Consider the following 21,866-nt stretch of genomic DNA (forward strand, 5'->3'; position numbering starts at 1 on the left):
TCTCCGCGCGTTCCAGGCCGACCGCGCCTGCACGCTGTGAGCACTCACGATCGTCACGCACTCACCGATGGGTGGGAGTATTGCGGCGTGAATCCTGGCGCCGTCGAGGCGCCGAGCGGCCTCGATACGATCGATACGTGCTGGCGATCTGCTGTCGTTCCGGGAACCGTGGGGACCTCGGAGCGGTGTCACGCAGGAACGGCATTCGATCTCGAGCACGTCCCCGACTACGACGCGCGCGACTGGTGGTATCGATGTCATTTCGATGACGACGCGTCTGCTTCGTCAAGAGACAGTGTCGCCGTGCTCTGCTTCGACGGACTCGCCAGCATCGCCGACGTCTGGTTGAACGACCGCCTCATCTTGTCGTCGAGCAACATGTACGTGGGGCACGAAGTCGACGTGTCGTCGGTACTCACGAGCGTCAACACGCTCGTGATTCGGTTCCGATCGCTACGAAAGGCGCTCGATGCACGTCGGCCGCGACCGCGTTGGAAGACCAAGCTGGTCGAGCACCAACAACTCCGCTGGCACCGAACGACGCTACTCGGACGGATGCCGGGCTGGTCGCCTCCTGTGCGCGCCGTAGGCCCGTGGCGTGGCGTAGCCATCGAGCGACGATCAGTCGTCGACATCATTGGCGGTGACGTGGCAACGCGTGTGACGGAAGGCAGCGCTCAGATCGACATAGCGCTCTCGTTGCGCGCCCTCGGCAATCACACGATTCGCGGCGCATTCGTCGACGTCGAAGGTCAGCGCACGGCGTTGTCGGTCTCGCAGAGCGATTCCGGAACGATCGACGTCTCGGGACGCGCTCAGCTTCCTCACGCTGAACTGTGGTGGCCGCACACGCACGGCGAGCAGCCGCGCTATTCAGCGCGTGTTACGTTAGAGACCGCCAATCAACCGATCGAGCTCGACTTTGGTCGCGTTGCATTTCGGCGGATCGATCTCGACGAGACGAACGAGGGATTCTCGTTGTTGGCAAACGGGACGGCGATCTTCTGCCGCGGCGCCTGCTGGACGACGCCAGACATCGTCTCGCTCGGCGCAACGTCGAATGGATATCGCCAGTTACTGACGCTCGCGCGTGACGCCGGGATGAACATGCTTCGCATTGGCGGAACGATGGTCTACGAAGATCAGTCGTTCTACGATCTGTGCGATGAGCTCGGGATTCTGGTGTGGCAGGACTTCATGTTCGCGAACATGGACTATCCTGTCGGCGATGCATCGTTCGCCGAAAACGTGAGCGCGGAAATCGAGCACCAACTTGGTCGCCTGCGTCGCCATCCATGCATCGCTGTACTGTGCGGAAACAGTGAAGTCGAGCAGCAGGCAGCGATGCTAGGTCTCGACCGCGAGAACTGGAGCAACGCGCTCTTTCGGGACCTGTTGCCGCAGATGACCGAGACTCACATACCCGGCGTGCCCTACTGGCCGTCGAGTCCGGCCGGCGGACCACTTCCCTTTCATGTCGATACGGGCGTGGGACACTACTACGGCGTCGGTGCCTATCTTCGCCCGCTGGAAGACGCACGACGGAGCCGCGTTCGCTTCACATCGGAATGCCTTGGTTTCTCGAACGTTCCGTCGCCGGCGATCGTCGATGCATTGCTGCCGAATGGTGAGGCGCCCTTTCATCATCCGAAGTGGAAGGTTCGCGTTCCGCGCGACCACGGAACCGGATGGGACTTCGAAGATGTGCGGGACCACTATCTGCACGAGCTCTTCGCCGTCGATCCGATGCCGCTACGCTATGCAGAGATGGATCGCTATCTCGCGCTGTCGCGCGTTGTGACGGGAGAGGTGATGGGCCGGACCATCGGCGAGTGGCGCCGAAGCGACTCGACGTGTCGTGGCGCCTTGGTGTGGTTTTACCAGGACCTCTGGGCCGGGGCTGGCTGGGGCGTAGTCGACGCGACCGGCCAACCCAAGGCCGCGTACTACGCGCTCAAGCGCGCAATGCAGGCCGTCTCGACCGCGATCACGGACGAGGGCGTCAACGGCCTCCACATTCACGTGGCCAACGACGGCCAGGTCGCGCTCGAGGCGCGGCTGCGAGTGTCGCTGCTACGAGGGAGCGCCACCGTTGTCGCTGAGGCAATCGCACCGATCAGTGTCGCTGCGCGATCGGCAACGTTCGTCGTGGCAGACGCTCTCCTCGGCCATTTTCGCGATCCCGCGTATGCCTATCGGTTTGGCCCTCCGGGTCACGACGTAGTCGTCGCGACGCTGATCGATGAAGCCGGTGGAACGATCGGCGAGGCATTTCACTTTCCGCTTGGGATGCCCAGCGAGCGAACCGACGCACCGCTCATCTCCGGTGAGGCCACGCGCGTCGACGACGATACCGTGTCGATTGCACTGCGAGCCGAGCGGTTCGCTCAATCAGTTGCGCTCGACGCGGGCGACTTCACTCCCGACGACAACTACTTCCACATGGCACCGGGGAGTGAGCGCCGAATCCTGGCGCGCGCGCGATTCGCGGGTCGCCGGTTCGACGGATTCGCGCAGCCGCTCAATGCCTATGAGGGAATTCGAATTGCGCTGTCGCAGGGAACGTCGGCCGTGGAGGGAGCGGTATGATTGCCTCCACTCAGCGCGACAGCGGAAAGTCGGCGAGACTCGGACGCGCAGCGACGTTTGGCCAGCCATTGTATTTCGGGCCAAGCGACCGGAGGGTGCTCGGATACTTTCACGCACCAACCGGCCCAGCGATGCGCGATTGCGCTGTCGTCCTCGTCGGGTCACTCGGCACCGAGACCACGGGATCGCCGCGGTCGTTCCGTCACTGGGCGGAACACCTGGCTGCCAAGGGTATTGGCGTCATCCGATTTGATCATCACGGTACGGGTGATTCGGGTGGACGCGAAGACGATCCGGCGCGGTTGCGCGCGTGGATAGACGGGATTGGTGACGCCATTGACGCGGTCCGCGCGAAGACGGGCGTCCAATCCGTCGTACTCGGCGGAGTGCACTTGGGTGGCACTCTCTCGATCGCGACCGCTCTGGAGCGCGGCGACGTCTCGGGACTCGTGCTCTGGGCGACCACACCGAGCGGAAACGCCTTCTTGCGAGAAGGGCGCGCCTTTACTCGTCTGCTTCCACCAAATGCCGTGTCGGCGCTGCCAGAGGGAGCGGAGCAGATCGGAGGACTTGGGTTCGACCAGGAGACAGTCGCGGCGCTCAAGGGCTTTGACCCGATCGCGGCAGGCGGGGACCTCAGGATCCCCGTGCTTGTGCTGCCTCGCGAGGAATCGACGAACGACGCGCAGTTCATCGAGCGATTGACTGGTCTCGGGGCGTGTATCCAGCGCGTAGTCGCTCCTGGGTACGCAGCGATGATGGAAGATGCGCATAAGGCTCTCGTGCCCACGGCCGTGATCGATGCGTCGGCCGAATGGATCGCGCACACCTTTCCGCTGCAAACCAACTCGAACGCCATGACTCCGGTGGAATCGGAGTACGAACGGAGCCTCGAGCTGGCACCGCCGCAGCGCGAGCGGGGCGACGCGAGTCCGGTGCCGATTGCCGAGCGTCCGATTCGCTTCGGCGACGGCGACCAACTATTTGGCGTGTTGACGCGGCCGTTGCGTTCTCCGGCGCGACGGACCGGAATTCTTTTCGTCAATGCCGGCGCGGTCTCACACGTGGGTCCGAATCGCCTCTATGTGTCGCTCGCACGCCGCTGGGCGTCGCTGGGCTACATGGCGCTGCGCATGGATATCGCGGGGATCGGGGAGAGTCTCACGCCGCCGGGTGCGGAGGAGAATCACTCGTATCCGTCGCATGCGGTCGCGAATATCTCGAGCGGACTGTCGGCGCTGCGCGAGAATGGCGCGGAACAGGTAATCCTGGCCGGATTGTGTTCGGGGGCGCACGCCAGCTTTCATGCGGCGCTGTCGCTCGAGGGAATCGATGGGCTGGTACTGATGAATCCCATCGTTTTCTACTGGAAGCCCTCCGATCCGCTGGATCCGGGTGCGTGGATGAACTACGTGGAGTCGCGTCACTACAAGCAGGCAGCCCTGCGCTGGCAGTCGTGGGTGCGACTCTTTCAGGCCAAGGTCGACGTCCTGAATCTGGCCCGCGTAGGAGTAACGCGGGCCGCAGAGGTAGCGCGTGCCAAGCGAGAGTCGTTCTTCCGGCGCTTTTTCGGCGCGGCAGGTGCATCGGAAAATGCCGCCCGGGATCTTGGACGAATCGTGGACCGCGGCGCGCGGGTGCTCTTATTCTTCAGTGGTGGGGAACCGGGGTACGATTTTCTGACCCTGAACTATTCCCGCGAGCTCAGTCAATTGCGGCGATCGCCCGCGTTCGAGCTGCACGTTCTCAAAGACGCGGACCATACGTTCACGGCGCCGGAAGCACGGGCGCGCGCAGAAATCGAACTGACAGAGCACTTGCTTGAAAATCATCCGTAATGTCGGCTTCTGTATCCACGCATAGTATTTCGTCGGGAACTCGCTCCACGGCGGTAACCGAAAGCGAACGCATTGCGCCGCTCGATGGGCTGCGGGCGATCGCGATCATGCTCGTAATCGCGCACAACGCGGGCTCGGTGGATGGAGCTCTGAGCAGCATTCCGCTGAAGGCGTGGGCGATCGTTTCGAATGCGGGATGGGCCGGCGTTCAGCTCTTCTTCACGCTATCAGGATTCCTCATCACGAGAATCCTGCTCAACAGCCAGGGGAGCGAAGGATGGCTGCGCACGTTCTACGCGCGACGCGTCCTCCGGATTTTTCCGCTCTACTACTCGCTGCTCGGGATCGTTTTTTTCGCGGCGCCGTTCATTCACCTGCTCGCTCCACTCCACACGGCTGGCACGCGAAGCAGTCTCTGGTACTTCGCCTACGCGTCGAACTGGATCTCGCCGTTCGGGAATCTTCCAGCGAATCTCCCTCACCTCTGGTCGCTGGCGGTGGAGGAGCAGATTTACCTCGTATGGCCATTGCTCGTAGCGTGGTTCGACGAGTCGGCGCTCTCGGTCATCTTTAGCGGAATGGTGGTTTCCGCGCTGATCGTACGATTGGCCGTTCATGCTCTGTTCACGACGGCCATTGCCAACAACGCGGCGTACACCTTCACCTTCGCGCGGTGGGATGCGATCGCGTTCGGTGCGCTCGTTGCGATCGTGATGAATCACCAGCGCGCGAGAGCGTTCGCGAAGCAGCATTTCGCCACCGTGTTCGGCGTTGCCGCCGCGACGCTCGTCGCGGCCACCGTGTGGAACCGAGGACTGCCGCCCGAGGGAAGGATGGCGGAAATCGCGGGGCAGCCGCTCGTCGGCTTTCTGTCCGCAATGATGGTGCTGTATTGCGTGAACGGTGGCCGAGCGTCGATGGGCCAAGCGCAAAACCCGTCGATGATCGCGCGCATGCTGTCTGGCCCGTTTCTACGGATGATCGGGAAGTACAGCTACGCGATCTACATCTTCCAAACACCGGTCCACGAACTGCTCATCCAGCACGAGCGCACATGGATCACCAGTGGGAGCGACACGCAGCGTTTCGTGGGCCACGTCGGGTACACGATGGCCGTGTTTGGCATCTCGTTGGGACTCGCCATGATCTCGTGGCGAACGATCGAGCAACCGTTCCTATCGCTCAAGCGCTTCTTCCCTACTCGACCGGGACGACGCGCTCGGGGCGATGCGATGCCCGCTATGGGAGAGCCCGCGCCACTTCCTTGATCAGGCGCGCTGAGATGTCGGACCCTAGCACGTTCGCATCGGCTTCGGCCTTGGCAACGTCAGTGGTGCTCGCGGGAATCGGAACGACGACTCTGACGAGCGACTCCTCGGTGTGTCCGGCGAATGCCGCGTCGCGGAGCAGGTTCGCTTTCACTAGGTATTCGCTCGCCACGACGCGACCGCGCCCCTGGTACCAGTAGTACACCACTGCCGTGGCGCCCTGATTCTTGAGGACATACCGATTCACGATGTGCGTGGCACCGTCGACTGAAACGGGCGCTGTGCCCGCCGTGAGTACTTCCCATCCGGCGCCCGGGAGACAGTTTCGCGGCGAGTGAATGGTTTGCCCCTGCGTCTGTCGCTCGTAGTACGAAACGAAGGTCGTGAAGGCAGCAACCGAATCTCGCCAGAACACGCGCGCCACGTAGTCGCTCATTCCGGCGACCTGACGCTCCTCGTCCGAGAGACGTTGGTCCTCGACCCGATAACCGTCGACGCGCGGAAGTATTCCAGTCAGCGGCGCCTTGAGCGGAACCGCATCCTGCGAACGCGCGTTCCAAACGAACCCCGTGCCGAGCAGAAAGACCAACGCCGGCAAGTAGAGACGATAGTTACGCATCGACTGGTACTCCACGGTTCCGCCACGCCGATATCCGACGTTCGCCCGCTGCCCCAATCCATGCGAGAACGCCGAGCGACGTCAGCGAAACGAGGAACAGCAGCCAGCCTTCGGTGAGGTGCATGAAGCCCTTTCCGAGATCCGGGCTCACGAAGAACACGAGAAAGCCCGTCATGAACACGCGGAAACCGTTGACGACGATTGCAATCGGAATCGCGAGGGCAACGAGTGCTACACGTCCAACGAGCGTCTGTAACACGAGTGCGCTCATCAACACACCGACGCTGAGCAGCGCGGTGAGCGACCGAAGTCCGCTGCATGCCTCCGTCACGAACAATTCGTGGCCGGGCAACCGAATGACATTTCCTGTGAGCAATACCGGAACCTGACGCATCTGCAATAGCGCAGCGCCCATCTTCGACGCTCTGAACTGCAGCGGCAGCGCGAGCGCCTGCGTTACGAGTTCCGGCAATGGAACGCACAGGCAGGCGAGCGTGAACGGCAGCCACCAGCGAATGAGCTGGCGGAAGCCGAAGTGAAAGACCGTCAGTCCGCCGAGTGCCATGATCATGGAGCAACGCATGGAGAACACTTCGGCGGCGAGGCCGGCGGCGCATCGAATCGCGACCGCGATGACGATCATGGTGAGCCCGAGGGCGTGGCTCGGTCGAGCGCCAGGACGAATGCCTTCCTTCCAGGCCAGCCAAACGGCTACGGGCGCGAGAAGCAGTCCGTGGCCGGCTTCGGGAACCGTCCACCAGTCGTGCGCGAGATCGAACGCCTGACGCCAAAACAGCGCGACGAAGAACAGCCAGGTGATCGCATCTGGAATTCGTTCGGCGGTCCATAGGGACTCGAATCGAAACCGCCCGGACAACTGAGCGATCCGACTACCGATGCCGGTGGCTGGTGCCCCAGCGGCGTTTACTTGGGATTCCATCAGGTGTCGGATCTCGATACGGGCCAAAACCGCGGTCGGTGGGCGACCGAGTAAAAGTATCGTCCGTACCGGTGCAAAGGTTGGGCAGACGGTATCGATTCGACCAGTCTGGCGACCAGAACAGTGCAGCTAGCGCCGCTAGGGTCTGCTGGCGGTTCCCACGCTGTCGGCGAAGCGGTAGAGCAGCTCTTTATCGCCACGGACCATCCCGAAGACTTCCCGCGCGAGCCGCTCCTGGGTGGCCGGGTCCTGTAGGACCGCGGTCTCGTACCGCTTCAGCGAGTCGACAACCCGCTGCAGGGAGTCGATGGAGCGACCGATCTTCGCCGCGTCACGCTTCTGACGAACGAGATCGGTCGTTCCGAACTCTCCTCCCTGAACTGCAAAGGCAATGGCGCAGACCGCGACTGCGGCCAGAATGATCCGCTTGATCAGCGCCGCGCCACTAGATGCCATACAAGGCGCCGCCGGGGAACTCCGCGGCACCACCGAGTTGCTCTTCGATACGAAGGAGCTGGTTGTACTTGGCCACGCGATCCGTGCGACTGGCGGAACCGGTTTTGATCTGTCCCGCACCAGTTGCGACAGCCAGATCTGCGATGAACGTGTCTTCGGTTTCGCCCGATCGATGCGAGATCACCGAGAGGTAGCCCGCAGCACGACCCATCTCGATCGCCTCGAGCGTCTCGCTCAACGTGCCGATCTGGTTGACCTTGATCAAAATCGCATTTCCAACACCTGCCTCGATGCCGCGAGCAAGGCGCTCGGTGTTGGTGACGAACAGGTCGTCGCCGACCAGCTGGCAGCGATCGCCGAGTGCGCTGGTGAGCTTGGCCCACCCAGCCCAGTCATCTTCGGCCAATCCGTCTTCGATCGAGACGATCGGATATTCGTTGATCCACTGCTCGTACAGGTCGACCATGCCCTGTGCGTCTCGCTTCCCTGCACCGCTCTTCTTGAACGTGTAGGTGCCGTCGACGAGCAACTCGCTTGCTGCGCAGTCGAGCGCGAGCGCGATCTCCTTGCCGGCGGCATAGCCAGCCGCGTCGATCGCCTCGAGGATGACTTTGATTGCTTCCTCATCGTCGCGCAGATCCGGCGCGAAACCACCTTCGTCGCCGACGCCGGTGGCGAGCTTCCGCTTGACGAGCACCTTCTTGAGCGCGTGGAAGACTTCCGTGCCCATGCGCAGCGCCTCGGCGAACGTCTCAGCGCCGATCGGCACGATCATGAATTCCTGAAAGTCGACGGTGTTCGTTGCGTGCGCGCCGCCGTTGAGAATGTTCATCATCGGCACCGGCATGACGCGGGCGAGCGGTCCACCGAGATAGCGATACAGCGGCAAGCCAACAGACTGTGCTCCGCCGCGTGCCGCCGCCAGCGAGACCGCGAGGATCGCATTGGCGCCGAGGCTCGACTTGTTCGGCGTTCCATCCAGCTCGATCATCGCACTATCGATTCCGAGTTGGTCGGTGATGTCGCAGCCGCGCAGTGCCGGGGCGATCGTTTCCTCGATGTTCTGGACGGCGTTCTGCACGCCCTTGCCGAGAAAGCGCTGGGCGTCGCCGTCGCGCAGCTCGACGGCTTCATGCTCGCCCGTGCTCGCGCCGCTCGGAACCGCCGCGCGACCCATCATGCCGTTGGACAGGATGACGTCGGCTTCGACGGTTGGATTGCCGCGACTATCGAGAATCTCGCGGGCCTTGATCTCGGAAATGGTAACCATCGATCCCGTAGTGAAAGTGGTGCAAAGTGGTGCGTAGATAATAGCGATTTCCGGCTCGATATGAGACGGAAAATTCTTTCGCTACTCCCCGACCGCTCGCTCCGACGCAATGGGGTGTTCGGCGGTTCCGATGGCGTAAATCGACCGCATCTCGTCGGCCATGTGCTGCCAGACGCCCGACATGAGCTCGCGGCGGTGGTCATACGCAAAGCCGACTGTCGGAACGGGGTCGAGGAAGTGCAAATCGATCGGTCCAGAACGAATCCAGAACGAACCCTTGGGCATGACTTCGCGCGAGCCGTGGATAACCGTCGGGACCACGGGCGCCTGGGCCGCAATCGCAAGGACGAACGGTCCCTTCTTAAACGGACGGAGGTGGTAGTCGTCGCCCCGGGTGCCCTCGGGGCACACGATCACACAGCGCCCCCGCTGCACCTCGGCCGCCGCAACGCGGTACGACTCGAAGGCTTGCTTGCGATTCTCGCGCTCGATGAAAATGATCCCAGCACACTCCGCGGCAAAACCGAACAGCGGGATTTTGCGGAGCTCGGACTTCGCCACGAAACTGCACCACGGGACCTCGACGGCGAGCGCAAAGATGTCGAACCAACTCACGTGATTGGCAATGAAAACCGCCCCGTGAGGCTGTACCAAATGCTCTCGACCATGGACGCGCACGCGCACGCCTGCGGCGCGGTTGATCGCGCGGGCCCAGAGGCGAATACAGCGAGCGTAGATCGAATTCGCCGCCTGCGGGATACGGATAAGGCGAGCAACGACCACGACCGGCCCGAGCAGCAGCGTCATTATCGACGCGACCACGGCAACAAAGAGAGTACGCATTACCGAGAAAAATGATCGTGGCCGCGGGCGTTGGCCACGGCAATTCCGCGAACGTCGACCGTGCCCGGCGTTCCACTGAGCACACGTCCGATCCGTGTGAGCGGCAACTGAAAGCGCGCCTCGAACGTTGCGACATCGAAAGGCGTCGACGACGTAACTAGCAGCTCGTACTCTTCCCCGCTCGTGGCTGCGACGTCCGCGGCAACGCCGTTCACGCATGGAATATCGCTACCGAAGATCTCGATGGTCACTCCACTCGCATGGGCCACGTGGCGAGCGTCGGCCAGGAGCCCGTCCGAGATATCGATCGCGGAAGACGCGCCATGATCGGCGAGCCATCGCGCCTCGAGCAGCCGCGGCACCGGATGCGCGAACCTTTCGCGAAACGCGCCCGGTGTCTCCGCAGCCAACAAACAGCGAACGGCGCTCGCCGGTCCGCCGAGCCGGCCTGTCACGTATACAGAGTCACCGGGCTTGGCGCCGCCGCGCATCAGCGGCGCGAGTGCAGTACCGAACGCGGTCGTCGTGATCGATAGCTCGCTGCCATCGGTGAGATTGCCGCCGAGGATGTGCGTGCCCGCCAATTCAACAACGTCGCCAATACCCGTCGCCATCTCGTCGAGGTGTTCGCGCCAGTGAGTCGGAACCGCCATCGCCACGAGGATGCCGAGCGGGCGCGCGGCCATCGCGGCAAGGTCGCTGAGTGCGGCAGCGACAGCGCGATACCCAATCTCACGCGGCGAAAGCCAGTCAGCTTTGAAATGACGATTCTCTATCGCGGCGTCTACGCTGGCGATCACCGCGTCGCCGCGCGGGATCTGCACCACCGCTGCATCGTCGCCAATACCAACAGCGCGCGGCCCCCAGGTGGCGAGCATTCGCCGAATGGCGTCGAATTCAACGCCCGGACCGAGCGACGAGTTGCCTGTCATGAGGGCGACGCGAGATCCGCGAGTTCGCCGAGCACCGGATATCGCCCAACTCGGCGATCGAAGCTCCAGCTATCGCGCAGCTCCGACACGACGTCGTCGAGTGAAATCCCGCGAACGCCGCCGCCCGAGGTTGGAATTCGTTCCGCGGCGCGGCCATGAATCCACGCGGCGATCGCGCCGGCAACGAACGCATCATCGAGCTGGGCGAGCAGAGTGCCGGCGATGCCACTCAGCACATCGCCGCTACCTGCCGTCGCGAGTGCCGCCGTTCCTGCCGCGCTGACTAGCCGGCGTCCGTCGACACTCGAAATGACGGTTGGAGTTCCCTTGAGCAGCACCGCCGCGCCCAGCTGTCGCGCGAGTTGCTGTCCGGCATCGAACCGCGACGCGAGTACTTCGTCGACGGTCTGACCCGAGAGTCGACCGAACTCCGCCGGGTGCGGCGTGATGAGGGCGGCGCGGTTGCCGAGCAACGTCGCGAATTCGGCGACTCGACCCTCGAACAGCGTGAGTCCGTCGGCATCGATTACGGTCGGGCCGTTCCAGCCACGGAGTGAGCGTTCTAGCAACTCGCGACTCGCGTCAGAGCGACCGAGTCCTGGGCCGATGACGACACAATCGGCCCACGACGTGACTTCGCGTCTAAAGGTCTCGTCGTCGCGCGGCCAGGGTGCTGCCAGTGCCGCAGGCTCACTCTCTTGGATGACCGGAAAGCTGTCGTCCGACGCCACGATCTTGACCATGCCAATGCCACTGCGCAGTGCCGCACGCGCCGCAAGCACGGTCGCGCCAGCCATTCCTTTCGCGCCGCCAACGATGGCAAGTTTCTTTCGAGTTCCCTTATGAGCACTCGCCGGAATCGACGGAAGTTGCGACGCCACCCAGCTTTCATCGACGAGCAGAGGGGCGCCGTCCTCGAGCGATGCGTGGCCATCGAGTCCGATGTCGAGCACGACGACGTGCCCGCTCGCTTGGCGATCCATCGTATGCCCGCGTTTCACCGTCGCGAAGGTGAGCGTGAGGTCAGCGGCGATCGCGCACGTCGCCGCAATGCCGGTCGTGGCATCGAGGCCACTCGCGACGTCGAGCGCCACCATCGTCGCTCCACGACGCTGCATCGCATTGGCGCGATCGATTGCATCCGCGATCGTCCCGCGGGGGTTCCCGCTTCCGCCGGTGCCGAGTAAGCCGTCGATGACGATTCCCTCGCCACGATCGAGGTCGCTTGGGACCGGCCCTGTGACGACACTTGCCGCGTCGATGACGCTTAACGCGAGCGATCGTTCGGCAATGGCGTCAGGCGTTTTCGCCGCGACGGGCTCGATGACTCGCACGCGAGCGCCGAGGACCGCCAGCGCGCGCGCGACGACCCACGCGTCGCCGCCATTGTTTCCCGGACCGGCCAACACGAGAACGCCCTCACCGAGCTTTTCACGAAACCGGAGTGCGATCTCCGCGGCAGCGGCAGCACCGGCGCGCTGCATCAGTGCTCGCGAAGGTACGCCCGCAGCGATGGCCGATGCGTCACGCGCCGCCGACTCCGAGCTGGTGACGACGCGAATGAGGGGACGCATATGGCGCGGTGGTGGATCGACTATTTCTGCGATGTGCCGACGGTGCGACCGTAACTCAATTCGCCGTTGTCGATTCGGATATTGAAACCGCATTCCGGGTTGCTACACGCCCACGCCTTGTACGTAATTGGCGCTCCGTCGCGACCGTAGTCGCTCAGCGGCAGTAGAGCCCCTGTATGACACTTTCGGCACTCGGGCCACTCGATCGCTTTGTCCATGTACCCCACCTCCCGTCACCACGTCGACCGCCGCAGCGAGACCGTCGCTGCGACTACACTTTGCGATCGAATTTTTTAGGAAACTGTAAGAGCCCCCGACCACGGGTACTCGCGCTGAAACGCCTGATCGAAGTCGAATACGTCGGCGAATTCTTCGCGAGTGTCGGTGGGTTGGCTCATCAACAACTCCAATTCGACCAGTGTAAACACGACATCACCGATGTCGGCGCTGCATCGAAGGCCCCAGTGCTCGAGCACCAAGCCGGCCATGACGCCAAACCGATCGAGCGCGAGATCTCGGCAGGCCAGCGCGAGCTCCTTGCCCGTGATGTGACGACGCTCTTCGAGGCGCTGTTGGCAGTATTCGAGGGCCGAGAGCACGAAGAGATACGCGCGCTCGTCGAACCGCGGCTCTCGGAGCCGAATTCGGTCCATGATCCCATCGCGAAATGCCAACTCCGCCACGCGCCGCCTCGAATACTGGGGTGTAAACACGGCGGAAACCCACTCCCAACCCGCCGACGTCAAGAAAATGATGATGTGGCGCCCGCGCCACAACTCCCCCAAAGGACCCGAGGGGCAGGCGCCGTGCCGTGGTGTCTGCTAGATTATCGGACGAGGCTCAACCTTACCAGCGCGCGCCGCTCGGTCTGTTGCGGCGCTTTTCATATCCTTCGGTCCCGACGGTGAGATGAAGCGCGCCTTTAAGTACGACGTTGCAGTGTCAGCCGCAGACTTCGACGCGCTCGCCGTGACCGAACTCAAACGGCGGCTCGAGCAGCGCTTGTCAAAGCCGGTGTTCACGGTCCCCAGAGCCAAAGACGGGCCGCGCACCGACGACGCCGCAATCGAAAAAGCAATCGAGAAGGATTCGCGCGTTCTCGTCGTGCTGTATCAGCGACTATGGGGAACGACGCCCTCCAGCGAACCGGAAGCCGCAGCCGTCAAGGCTCGCATCGGGAAGCTGAAGCGCAAAGACGTGCTGATCGTTCCGCTCGATCCGTCGGCGCCGCCAGCATGGCTCAAGGGCACGATCGTTCATTCATCGGGATCGCCTACGGGCGGCGCCGTGATCGATGCAATCATCGATGCGGTCGACGAAGCCGGTGGAACGCCCAAACGCATGACGGACGCGTTCATCGCTGCACGAGCTGCGGATGATGAACAGCGCGCACGGGCCCGCACCACGTTCCTCACGTCGCAGCGCGCACTCACACTGATCAACCGCGAGCTCGATTCCCTCTCGGCGGCAGTGCTCCGTCTGTGCGAAACACCGGGAACGCTCCCGGCAGGTCTCGCGGCAAACGTGCGCCGTACACCGGACCGATACACCGTTCAGATCGGACCGGTTGGCCTGAGCTTTTCGTGGATTCGCGGCCGATCAAATTCGATTGCCGACGGCCAACTGCTCGTCATCGAGTGGAGCGGACAACTTGGCGAGCAGCACGCGCCAGCCGATCCACGCAACGCGATGCCGGCGCTCGAGCACGTGCTGCAGCCGCACGCCACCAGTCCTGAAGACTGGCAGTGGCGGCGAGCCGACATCGACCTCTGCTGCTACACCACGCGCGATCTGGCGGAGCAGTGCGTCGCGTCCGTGGTTCGACGACTACCGGTCGCCGTCGCGGTTCAGGAGTAAAGCGGGAACGCGCGAGCGAGAGCAACGACCTCGCCGCGCACGCTCGACAGGACGCTCTGATCTTCGGGCTTGGCCAACACCCGATCGATCAACGCGGCGATACGCGCCATCTCGGCCGGTCCCATTCCACGCGTTGTCACAGCCGGCGTGCCGACGCGAATTCCGCTCGTCACGAATGGCGACTGCGTTTCCTTGGGCACCGTGTTCTTGTTCACCGTGATAGCCGCCTCGTCGAGCGCGGATTGCGCGATCTTGCCAGTGAGTCCGCGGTTGCGGAGGTCGACCAGCATCAGGTGATTGTCCGTTCCACCTGAGACGATCTCGAAGCCGTGCGACACGAGTGCCGCCGCGAGTGCGCGTGCGTTGTCGATGATGCGCTGAGCGTACGCCTTGAACGACGGATCGAGTGCCTCCTTGAAGCACACTGCCTTGGCAGCGATGATGTGCTCGAGCGGCCCACCCTGACTGCCAGGGAACACCGACTTGTCGATCGCCTTCGCGTGTTCGGCCTTGCACAGGATCAAGCCACCGCGTGGACCACGCAGCGTTTTGTGCGTCGTCGTCGTCACGACATCGGCATGAGGAATCGGCGACGGATAGACACCGCCGGCGACGAGCCCCGCAAAGTGCGCCATGTCGACCATGAAGATCGCGCCGATTTCCTTTGCGACTTCAGCAAACGCGGCGAAGTCGACTACGCGTGAGTATGCGCTGTAGCCAGCAAGTACCAACTTCGGGCGATGCTCGCGCGCCTTTCGACGAACGTCATCGTAGTCGATGAGGCCCTCGTCGGTCACGCCGTACGACACGGCCTTGTACAACATGCCGGAGAAGTTCACCGGCGAGCCGTGCGTGAGATGTCCGCCGTTCGATAGATCCATCCCGAGGAACGTGTCGCCCGGTTTGAGAAAGGGCGTCATCGCGGCATAGTTCGCCTGCGCACCGGAATGCGGCTGCACGTTGGCGTGATCCGCGCCGAATAGTTGCTTGGCGCGATCGATCGCCAACTGCTCGACCTTGTCGACGACCTCACAGCCGCCGTAGTAGCGCTTGCCCGGCAATCCCTCAGCGTACTTGTTGGTGAGGGGCGAACCCATCGCCTCGAGTACAGCCGGAGAGACGAAGTTCTCGCTGGCAATCAGCTCGAGTCCGTCCTTTTGTCGTCGCGTTTCTTCCTCGATCAGCGACGCGATATCGGGATCGGTTTCGCGCAGCGCATTGCCGGGCGAACACAAGCTGTGCTTCGTCCAATCACTCATTGCGGGGCATCCTGGGTTTCGATCTTCTCGACGCGACGGGCATGCCGCCCGCCCTCGAAGGGTGTTTCCAACCACGTATTGAGAATACTCATCCCCTGCTCTTCCGACACGAAGCGTGCGGGAAGGACGAGTACGTTCGCGTCGTTGTGCTCGCGAGACAGCTTGGCAACCTCGGGACTCCACGCCACGGCCGCCCGCACGCGCGGATAGCGGTTGGCCGTATAGCTCATGCCGAGTCCGGTGCCACAGAGCAACACACCGCGCGGCGCATCTCCATCGGAGACGCGCCGAGCGAGCGGATGCGCGTAGTCGGCGTAGTCCGTCGACTCCTCGCTGTTCGTGCCCAGATCTTCAACGACATAACCAAGCTTCGTCAACGCACGCTCGAGCTTTTCTTTCAGCTCGAACCCTGCATGGTCCGACGCAATCAGAATTCTCTCGCTCATTTGTTCGGCCACTGCGGCCACGTGCGGACCATCGAGCCAACCGCCTGAATACGCTGCTCGGCCAAACGGTCGGCGGCGAGATAGGTCGGGATCTTCTCGGTCCGGGCGATCTCGAACACCTTGCGAATCGTGTCGTAGATCTCGTCAGCCTTGCGGAACGACCGCGCCGACGTCCAACCAGCGAGTTCGCTGTAGACGTTGATCACGCCACCGGCGTTGGCAACGTAATCTGGCGCGTACAGGATGTTGCGCTTCTCGAGTTCGTCGCCGTGACGTTCTTCGAGGAGCTGGTTGTTCGCCGCACCAGCAACGATCTCGCACTTGAGCTGCGGAATCGTACGATCGTTGATGATCGCACCGAGCGCGCACGGCGCGAAGATATCCGCCTGTACGCCGTAAATCTCTTCCGAGCCGACGGCGCGTGCACCGAATTCGCTCGACACGCGCTTCACTCGCTCAGCGTCGATGTCGCTGACGATCAGCTTCGCGCCCGCCTCGTGCAACTCCTTGGCGAGGTAGTAGCCGACGTGCCCGCAGCCTTGAAGACCGACTGTCTTGTTCGTGAGATCGTCCGATCCCCACCGCTCACGAGCCGACGCCTGGATCGCACGGAACACGCCGTGCGCGGTCACAGGCGACGGGTCGCCCGACCGACCAGCGAGACCGCTGACGTAGTCCGTCTCCATGTGGACGTAGTCCATGTCCGCCGTGCTCGTGCCGACGTCTTCGGCGGTGATGTACCGACCACCGAGGCTTTCGACGAAGCGGCCATGCGCGCGGAAGATCATTTCGCGATCGGCCGTTTTGTTGTTGCCGATGATCACCGACTTGCCACCGCCAAGGTTCAAACCAGCGACGGCATTCTTGTATGTCATGCCTCGCGCGAGACGCAGCGCGTCGACGATGGCTTCTTCGTCGGTAGCGTAATTCCAAAAACGCGTACCGCCGAGGGCGGGGCCGAGAACCGTGCTGTGCACGGCGATGATCCCGCGATATCCAGACGCCGAATCCTGACAGAGCACGAGTTGCTCGTGCCCCATGGAGGCGATCGTGTCAAAGAGTTTCATTAAAGAGGTCTCAGGTCTCTGGTCTCAGGTCTTGGGAACTGCAACTGCGCGAGCGGAATTACGTGTGTGAGTACAGCTCTCGCGCGATGACGATGCGCTGAATTTCCGAAGTGCCCTCGTAGATCTCGGTCACCTTCGCGTCGCGGAACAGGCGCTCGACGGGATAGTCCTTCACGTAGCCGTAGCCGCCGAATATCTGAATCGCCTGCGTCGTCACCCACATGGCCGTTTCGCTGGCGAGCAACTTGGCCATGGAACTGAATTGCGTGATCTTCTCGCCGCGATCCTTGGCGGTCGCGGCGGCGTGCAGCAGCGCGCGCGCCGACGCGACACGCGTTGCCATGTCGGCCAGCTTGAACTGCATGGCCTGAAATTCTTTGATCGGCCTTCCAAATTGCTTTCGCTCGGCTGCGTATGCAGCGGCAGCACGCAGCGCTGCTTCGGCGATGCCGACGGACTGCGCCGCAATACCAAGCCGGCCATTGTCGAGCGACTGCATTGCGTAAATGAATCCGCTGCCTGGCTGACCGAGCAGGCGGTCGCCGGGAACGCGCATGTCGGAGAAGTGCAACTGCACCGTCGGCGACGCGCGGAGGCCCATCTTGTCTTCCTTCTTTCCAACGCTGAACCCCGGAAGGTCCGGCGTGATGATGAACGCGCTGATGCCGCGGGCGCCGCGACGATCGTCGGGGGAATCTGTGCGAGCCATGGCGAGAATCACTTCGCCCTTCGTGCCGCTCGATACCCAGGCTTTCGTGCCGTTCAGAATCCAATCGTCGCCGTCCCGCACGGCCTGCGTGCTGAGCGACGCGGCGTCAGACCCAGCTTCAGGCTCAGATAGCGCAAAGGCGCCCAGCAGTTCGCCGCGCGCCATTGGCTTGAGAAAACACTCTTTCTGCTTCTCTGATCCCCACTTGAGCAGCATCTGCGTCGGCAGCGAGTTGTGCACCGACAGCATGACGGCGACCGACGCGTCGACGGTGGCAATCTCCTCGAGCGCCACGAGGTACGTGAGCGTCTCGAGCCCCAGACCGTCGTACTGCTCGGGGATCATCATGCCGAGGAAGCCGAGCTGTCCAAGCTTGCCGACGAGGCTCGGTTCGAAGAACGCATCGCGATCCCACCGTTCAGAGTGCGGCGCAATCTCCGCCGCGGCAAACTCGCGCGCGACGGTCTGAATTGCGCGCTGCTCTTCGGTGAGTGGGGTGAGCGCCCAGGACATTTAGCGCGAAGCGGAAAGTGAGAGGCAGGCGGCGGGAGGAACTGGCCGGCTAGTAGGCATAGAAGCCGCGCTTCGTTTTGCGACCGAGCCAACCAGCGGCAACGTACTTTCGCAGCAACGGGCAGGCGCGGTACTTCGGGTCACCGAGTCCGTCGTGCAGCACGTCGAGAATCGCCAGGCAGGTGTCGAGGCCAATGAGATCGGCGAGGGCGAGTGGCCCCATCGGGTGATTCATCCCGAGCTTCATCACCGTGTCGATCGCCTCGGCCGTGCCAACGCCTTCCATGAGACAGTAGATCGCCTCATTGATCATCGGCATGAGAATTCGGTTGGCGACGAAGCCCGGATAGTCCTGCACTTCGACGGGCGTCTTGCCGACCGACTTGCTGAGCTCGAGAACGAGCGCGGTCGTCGCGTCAGACGTGGCCAGGCCGCGAATGACTTCGACGAGTTGCATGACCGGCACGGGATTCATGAAGTGCATCCCGATCACCTGCTCGGGACGTTTCGTGCGCGCCGCGATGTCGGTAATCGAGATGGAACTCGTGTTCGTGGCGAGAATCGCGTTCGGATTCGCCAACGCATCGAGCTCGGCGAAGATCTTGAACTTCAGATCGCGATTTTCCGTCGCGGCTTCGATGATGAGCGACGCGTCTTTCGCTGCGGCAAGCGATTGCGCTGTCCCCACACGACCGAGGATGGCGTCCTTGTCAGCTGCCTGAAGCGTTCCCTTCTTGATCTGTCGATCGAGATTGCCGGCGATCGTGCCCTTGCCGCGCTCTAACGCGTCGGCCGACACGTCGATCATCGTCACGTCGAAACCACTCTGGGCAAATACGTGCGCGATGCCATTGCCCATCTGTCCTGCACCGATCACGGCCACTCGTTCGGCCATTGCGCTCTCTCCCGGTCGGTCGTGTAGTCGTCGTTGGTCGTTCGTCGCGCGTTACGACTGCTGTGACGGCGCGCCGTTCGACGTTGGTTGTCGCGTTCGCTTAGAACGATAAAGCAGGGCGATGCCGGCACCCATACCGAGCGCGGCTGGAATTCCACCTTCTGGTCCCCAGTCGCCCCCGGTTGCCCAATCGGGCCCCGCATCAACATAACGGTACGAGGGAGCCTCGAACGGGTAACCGCTCACCGACGCGTGAAACACGGCCGCCATCATCCAGTTCCATGCGAAATGGGCCATCCACGCGGCGTAGAGACTGCGTGTGGCGTATAGCACGGTCGCGAGGAAAACACCCGCCAGCGTCACCAGCCCAACCGACTCAGCCGTTGCGCCGTTGTTCGCCAGGTGGAGTAATCCGAAGCCCACGCTCGTGGCGAAAATCGCCCATTTCCAACCCCACCAATCGCGCAACACGGCCAGGATGTAGCCGCGAGTCATGAGCTCTTCGAGCAAGGCAGCGGGCAGAAGCACCAGCGTGATTCGAAGCATCGCGCCCCACCACGACCCGCCGCCGCTCGTCATCTCGCGAAGCCACCCGCCCGCAATGAGCCCGAGGATTGGCAGGCCAATGCACGCGGCTCCGATCAGGAAACCGAGGACGAGCAATCGCGGTTTCGCCGCGGCGCCGTCGAGCCAGACGTCGCTCCACGGACGCTTGTCGATCATTCGAAGCATGACCGCCGTTCCGCCGAGCAAACCAATTGCCTCGACCCACGACTGGTTGCTCACGCCTCGAACGCCAATGAGGTCGAAGAGCAGCGTGATGATCGGTCCGACGATTACCGCCGAGACGATCAGCGACGCGATACATACAAGACAAAACAGGGCGATTCGCCACGGTGCGCGAATCGCCCCTACTTCCGAGATGAAGAGTGGCTGAAGGTTCAAGCGTCGCGCTTGACCGACCGCGGAGTGGTGATCACCGCGGCAAGCCACGCCTTGATCAGATCCAGCGCGGCAAAGGGCGTGACGCCGAGTTGCACTGCGCGACTAACGCTGCCAGACAGCACCGAGAGCTGCGCAATACCGCCGAGGAAGATCACCGCGATTCCAGCCACACCGGCCAGCGTACGACCGGTCAGACTCGTCGCGCGTCGCGATAACGCGCCAGCGACGACTGCTGCGGCAGGATACGCCAAGAGATAGCCGCCCGTGGGCCCGAAGAAGCGCGCGATGCCGGGCGCACCCATTGGCGTGAAGACCGGCAGTCCTGCCGCTCCCGCGGCGAGATACAGCACCATGCTCGCAGCGCCTGCAGCGGGACCGAGCCACATGCCGGCAAGAATCACGAGCATCGGCTGCAGCGTGACCGGCACCGGCGTGAACGGCAGCGGAATCGCGATCTGCGATGCCGCAGCAACCGCTGCGGCAAAGCCAACCACACCGACTGCGGTGATTCGCGACGAACGCGAGGCGGATTGAGCGAGTGTCGTCATTGTCAGTTCACTCGGGACACACTGAGTGCGACGGCGTCACCGCCGCCCAAGCACAGCGTGGCGAGTCCGCGCTGCGCACCACGATCCTTCAACGCATACAGCAACGTCGTGAGCACGCGGGCGCCACTCGCGCCGATCGGATGACCGAGGGCAATTGCGCCGCCGTTCACATTGACGCGATCCCAATTCCAGTCGAGACCAGCGCCATCGGCGAGCGCCTGCGACGCGAACGCTTCATTCGCTTCGATGAGATCGTAGTCGGCGATGGTCGTGCCGCTCTTCTTCATCAAATTCTGAACAGCCTGAATCGGCGCGAAGAAGAGATCCTGCGGCTCGGTGGCGCCCGTGGCGTACGCGTCGATGCGCGCGAGAATGGTCAGCCCGTGCGCGAGAGCGAATTCCTCCGACGTCACGACGAGCGCTGACGCGCCGTCGTTGAGGCTCGACGCATTGCCCGCGGTGACGGTGAGATCGTCGTTCTTCCCTTCCTTGCTCGGGAACGCAGGGCGGAGTTTGCCGAGCGTATCGGCCGTGGTGTCTTTACGCGGACCTTCGTCGGTGTCGACGGTCGTAGGACCTTTGCGCCCGGCAATGAGCACCGGCGCGATTTCATCCTTTAACTTGCCCGCGTCCATCGCGGCGATCGCTTTCGCGTGGGACTTCGCCGCGAATTCGTCCTGCGCCTGTCGCGTGACGCCCGCCTTCTTCGCCGTGTATTCGGCGTGGCCGCCCATGTGCACGTCGCAGAAGGCGCACCAGAGACCGTCCTTGATCATGCCATCGACGAGCATCTGATCGCCGAGCTTCACGCCGCCGCGCATTCCATAGTTGTAATAGGGCGCGTTGGACATCGACTCCTGTCCGCCGGCCACGACGACCTGACGATCGCCAGCCTTGATGGACTGCGCGGCGAGCATCACTGCTTTGAGACCCGAGCCGCACACCTTGTTGATCGTGAGCGCCGACACCGTGGCGGGAATGCCCGACTTCAGCGCGGCCTGACGCGCCGGCGCCTGGCCAACGCCGCCCTGAATCACGTTGCCCATGATCACTTCTTCGATCGTTTGCGGATCGATGCCAGCGCGCTGCACCGCGGCGCGAATGGCGACGGCGCCAAGCTCCGGCGCGGTCAGCGGCGCGAGCGCGCCGAGAAATTTTCCAATTGGCGTACGTGCGGCCGAAACGATCACGGCCTGCCGCGATGTATCCGTCATTGTGGCTCGAGCTCCGAGTCGGATGTCCTGCGGCCTGGGAACCTCTGTCGCCGCACCTCGAAAGCTAAGGTCGCCGGGGAGACC

20 protein-coding genes are annotated in these 21,866 nt (G+C 63.0%); 4 read left to right on the forward strand and 16 right to left on the reverse strand.

Going from position 1 to position 21,866, the window contains the following annotated elements:
• The first annotated feature begins 36 nt into the window (after window positions 1-36).
• From AC6H4Z_RS15210 to AC6H4Z_RS15220, 3 genes are read left to right on the forward strand one after another with little or no spacing between them, the layout of a single operon-like run.
• A complete protein-coding gene (locus AC6H4Z_RS15210; RefSeq protein ID WP_497542806.1) occupies window positions 37-2,589 on the forward strand; it encodes a glycoside hydrolase family 2 protein in 2,553 nt (850 codons plus the stop codon).
• The gene (locus AC6H4Z_RS15215; protein WP_497542807.1) at window positions 2,586-4,427 is read left to right on the forward strand and encodes an alpha/beta fold hydrolase; all 1,842 of its coding nucleotides are present in this window, start codon (window positions 2,586-2,588) and stop codon (window positions 4,425-4,427) included. The genes AC6H4Z_RS15210 and AC6H4Z_RS15215 overlap by 4 nt, the downstream gene beginning before the upstream one ends.
• Complete coding sequence (locus AC6H4Z_RS15220; protein ID WP_497542808.1) at window positions 4,427-5,695, forward strand: acyltransferase family protein; 1,269 nt, start codon at window positions 4,427-4,429, stop codon at window positions 5,693-5,695. Before AC6H4Z_RS15215 ends, AC6H4Z_RS15220 begins: the two co-directional genes overlap by 1 nt.
• Here AC6H4Z_RS15220 and AC6H4Z_RS15225 read toward each other — a convergent pair.
• The 8 genes from AC6H4Z_RS15225 to AC6H4Z_RS15260 all read right to left on the reverse strand — a co-directional run bounded on the left by AC6H4Z_RS15225 (window position 5,667) and on the right by AC6H4Z_RS15260 (window position 12,982).
• The gene (locus tag AC6H4Z_RS15225; protein ID WP_497542809.1) at window positions 5,667-6,314 is read right to left on the reverse strand and encodes an exosortase C-terminal domain/associated protein EpsI; all 648 of its coding nucleotides are present in this window, start codon (window positions 6,312-6,314) and stop codon (window positions 5,667-5,669) included. The two genes, AC6H4Z_RS15220 and AC6H4Z_RS15225, sit on opposite strands and share 29 nt — an antisense overlap.
• A complete protein-coding gene (locus AC6H4Z_RS15230) occupies window positions 6,307-7,254 on the reverse strand; it encodes an exosortase/archaeosortase family protein (RefSeq protein ID WP_497542810.1) in 948 nt (315 codons plus the stop codon). Before AC6H4Z_RS15230 ends, AC6H4Z_RS15225 begins: the two co-directional genes overlap by 8 nt.
• 138 nt (window positions 7,255-7,392) lie before the next feature.
• A complete protein-coding gene (locus AC6H4Z_RS15235) occupies window positions 7,393-7,710 on the reverse strand; it encodes an FtsB family cell division protein (RefSeq protein ID WP_497542811.1) in 318 nt (105 codons plus the stop codon).
• Window positions 7,700-8,980 carry a phosphopyruvate hydratase gene (gene eno, locus AC6H4Z_RS15240; RefSeq protein ID WP_497542812.1) on the reverse strand — a complete coding sequence of 427 codons (1,281 nt, stop codon included), beginning with the start codon at window positions 8,978-8,980 and terminating at the stop codon, window positions 7,700-7,702. The genes AC6H4Z_RS15235 and eno overlap by 11 nt, the downstream gene beginning before the upstream one ends.
• An 81-nt stretch (window positions 8,981-9,061) precedes the next feature.
• The gene (locus AC6H4Z_RS15245; protein ID WP_497542813.1) at window positions 9,062-9,823 is read right to left on the reverse strand and encodes a lysophospholipid acyltransferase family protein; all 762 of its coding nucleotides are present in this window, start codon (window positions 9,821-9,823) and stop codon (window positions 9,062-9,064) included.
• On the reverse strand, window positions 9,823-10,755 hold the full coding sequence (gene thiL, locus AC6H4Z_RS15250; RefSeq protein ID WP_497542814.1) for a thiamine-phosphate kinase: 933 nt from the start codon (window positions 10,753-10,755) through the stop codon (window positions 9,823-9,825). Before thiL ends, AC6H4Z_RS15245 begins: the two co-directional genes overlap by 1 nt.
• Window positions 10,752-12,329 carry an NAD(P)H-hydrate dehydratase gene (locus AC6H4Z_RS15255; RefSeq protein ID WP_497542815.1) on the reverse strand — a complete coding sequence of 526 codons (1,578 nt, stop codon included), beginning with the start codon at window positions 12,327-12,329 and terminating at the stop codon, window positions 10,752-10,754. The genes thiL and AC6H4Z_RS15255 overlap by 4 nt, the downstream gene beginning before the upstream one ends.
• Window positions 12,330-12,622: 293 nt before the next feature.
• Window positions 12,623-12,982 carry a Minf_1886 family protein gene (locus tag AC6H4Z_RS15260; RefSeq protein ID WP_497542816.1) on the reverse strand — a complete coding sequence of 120 codons (360 nt, stop codon included), beginning with the start codon at window positions 12,980-12,982 and terminating at the stop codon, window positions 12,623-12,625.
• Window positions 12,983-13,238: 256 nt separating this feature from the next.
• Between AC6H4Z_RS15260 and AC6H4Z_RS15265 the strand changes: the two genes are divergently transcribed.
• A complete protein-coding gene (locus AC6H4Z_RS15265) occupies window positions 13,239-14,186 on the forward strand; it encodes a hypothetical protein (RefSeq protein ID WP_497542817.1) in 948 nt (315 codons plus the stop codon).
• Here the strand turns inward: AC6H4Z_RS15265 and glyA are convergent.
• From glyA to AC6H4Z_RS15305, 8 genes are read right to left on the reverse strand one after another with little or no spacing between them, the layout of a single operon-like run.
• Window positions 14,177-15,445, reverse strand: a complete 1,269-nt coding sequence (glyA, locus tag AC6H4Z_RS15270) for a serine hydroxymethyltransferase (protein ID WP_497542818.1) — start codon at window positions 15,443-15,445, stop codon at window positions 14,177-14,179. The genes AC6H4Z_RS15265 and glyA overlap by 10 nt on opposite strands.
• Complete coding sequence (gene rpiB, locus AC6H4Z_RS15275) at window positions 15,442-15,891, reverse strand: ribose 5-phosphate isomerase B (protein WP_497542819.1); 450 nt, start codon at window positions 15,889-15,891, stop codon at window positions 15,442-15,444. Before rpiB ends, glyA begins: the two co-directional genes overlap by 4 nt.
• Window positions 15,888-16,958 (reverse strand): Leu/Phe/Val dehydrogenase, encoded by a 1,071-nt coding sequence (locus AC6H4Z_RS15280; RefSeq protein ID WP_497542820.1) that lies wholly within the window; start codon window positions 16,956-16,958, stop codon window positions 15,888-15,890. The genes rpiB and AC6H4Z_RS15280 overlap by 4 nt, the downstream gene beginning before the upstream one ends.
• Before the next feature lie 58 nt (window positions 16,959-17,016).
• The gene (locus AC6H4Z_RS15285) at window positions 17,017-18,180 is read right to left on the reverse strand and encodes an acyl-CoA dehydrogenase family protein (protein WP_497542821.1); all 1,164 of its coding nucleotides are present in this window, start codon (window positions 18,178-18,180) and stop codon (window positions 17,017-17,019) included.
• A 49-nt stretch (window positions 18,181-18,229) separates the two neighbouring features.
• The gene (locus AC6H4Z_RS15290; RefSeq protein ID WP_497542822.1) at window positions 18,230-19,075 is read right to left on the reverse strand and encodes a 3-hydroxybutyryl-CoA dehydrogenase; all 846 of its coding nucleotides are present in this window, start codon (window positions 19,073-19,075) and stop codon (window positions 18,230-18,232) included.
• Window positions 19,076-19,126: 51 nt separating this feature from the next.
• Complete coding sequence (locus AC6H4Z_RS15295) at window positions 19,127-20,020, reverse strand: CPBP family intramembrane glutamic endopeptidase (protein ID WP_497542823.1); 894 nt, start codon at window positions 20,018-20,020, stop codon at window positions 19,127-19,129.
• Entirely contained in the window at window positions 20,017-20,568 is a 552-nt protein-coding gene (locus tag AC6H4Z_RS15300; RefSeq protein ID WP_497542824.1) for a biotin transporter BioY, read from the reverse strand. Before AC6H4Z_RS15300 ends, AC6H4Z_RS15295 begins: the two co-directional genes overlap by 4 nt.
• A gap of 2 nt (window positions 20,569-20,570) precedes the next feature.
• Window positions 20,571-21,782, reverse strand: a complete 1,212-nt coding sequence (locus AC6H4Z_RS15305; protein ID WP_497542825.1) for an acetyl-CoA C-acetyltransferase — start codon at window positions 21,780-21,782, stop codon at window positions 20,571-20,573.
• Window positions 21,783-21,866: the final 84 nt, after the last annotated feature.

The organism is Leucogemmata humicola (assembly GCF_055379415.1).

Bases quoted from the DNA above. Each gene is read 5' to 3' on its own strand.
- AC6H4Z_RS15215 (WP_497542807.1), top strand. From the start codon at position 2,586: ATGATTGCCTCCACTCAGCGCGACAGCGGAAAGTCGGCGAGACTCGGA.
- AC6H4Z_RS15220 (WP_497542808.1), top strand. From the start codon at position 4,427: ATGTCGGCTTCTGTATCCACGCATAGTATTTCGTCGGGAACTCGCTCC.
- AC6H4Z_RS15225 (WP_497542809.1), bottom strand. From the start codon at position 6,314: ATGCGTAACTATCGTCTCTACTTGCCGGCGTTGGTCTTTCTGCTCGGC.
- AC6H4Z_RS15230 (WP_497542810.1), bottom strand. From the start codon at position 7,254: ATGGAATCCCAAGTAAACGCCGCTGGGGCACCAGCCACCGGCATCGGT.
- AC6H4Z_RS15235 (WP_497542811.1), bottom strand. From the start codon at position 7,710: ATGGCATCTAGTGGCGCGGCGCTGATCAAGCGGATCATTCTGGCCGCA.
- eno (WP_497542812.1), bottom strand. From the start codon at position 8,980: ATGGTTACCATTTCCGAGATCAAGGCCCGCGAGATTCTCGATAGTCGC.
- AC6H4Z_RS15245 (WP_497542813.1), bottom strand. From the start codon at position 9,823: ATGCGTACTCTCTTTGTTGCCGTGGTCGCGTCGATAATGACGCTGCTG.
- thiL (WP_497542814.1), bottom strand. From the start codon at position 10,755: ATGACAGGCAACTCGTCGCTCGGTCCGGGCGTTGAATTCGACGCCATT.
- AC6H4Z_RS15255 (WP_497542815.1), bottom strand. From the start codon at position 12,329: ATGCGTCCCCTCATTCGCGTCGTCACCAGCTCGGAGTCGGCGGCGCGT.
- AC6H4Z_RS15260 (WP_497542816.1), bottom strand. From the start codon at position 12,982: ATGGACCGAATTCGGCTCCGAGAGCCGCGGTTCGACGAGCGCGCGTAT.
- AC6H4Z_RS15265 (WP_497542817.1), top strand. From the start codon at position 13,239: ATGAAGCGCGCCTTTAAGTACGACGTTGCAGTGTCAGCCGCAGACTTC.
- glyA (WP_497542818.1), bottom strand. From the start codon at position 15,445: ATGAGTGATTGGACGAAGCACAGCTTGTGTTCGCCCGGCAATGCGCTG.
- rpiB (WP_497542819.1), bottom strand. From the start codon at position 15,891: ATGAGCGAGAGAATTCTGATTGCGTCGGACCATGCAGGGTTCGAGCTG.
- AC6H4Z_RS15280 (WP_497542820.1), bottom strand. From the start codon at position 16,958: ATGAAACTCTTTGACACGATCGCCTCCATGGGGCACGAGCAACTCGTG.
- AC6H4Z_RS15285 (WP_497542821.1), bottom strand. From the start codon at position 18,180: ATGTCCTGGGCGCTCACCCCACTCACCGAAGAGCAGCGCGCAATTCAG.
- AC6H4Z_RS15290 (WP_497542822.1), bottom strand. From the start codon at position 19,075: ATGGCCGAACGAGTGGCCGTGATCGGTGCAGGACAGATGGGCAATGGC.
- AC6H4Z_RS15300 (WP_497542824.1), bottom strand. From the start codon at position 20,568: ATGACGACACTCGCTCAATCCGCCTCGCGTTCGTCGCGAATCACCGCA.
- AC6H4Z_RS15305 (WP_497542825.1), bottom strand. From the start codon at position 21,782: ATGACGGATACATCGCGGCAGGCCGTGATCGTTTCGGCCGCACGTACG.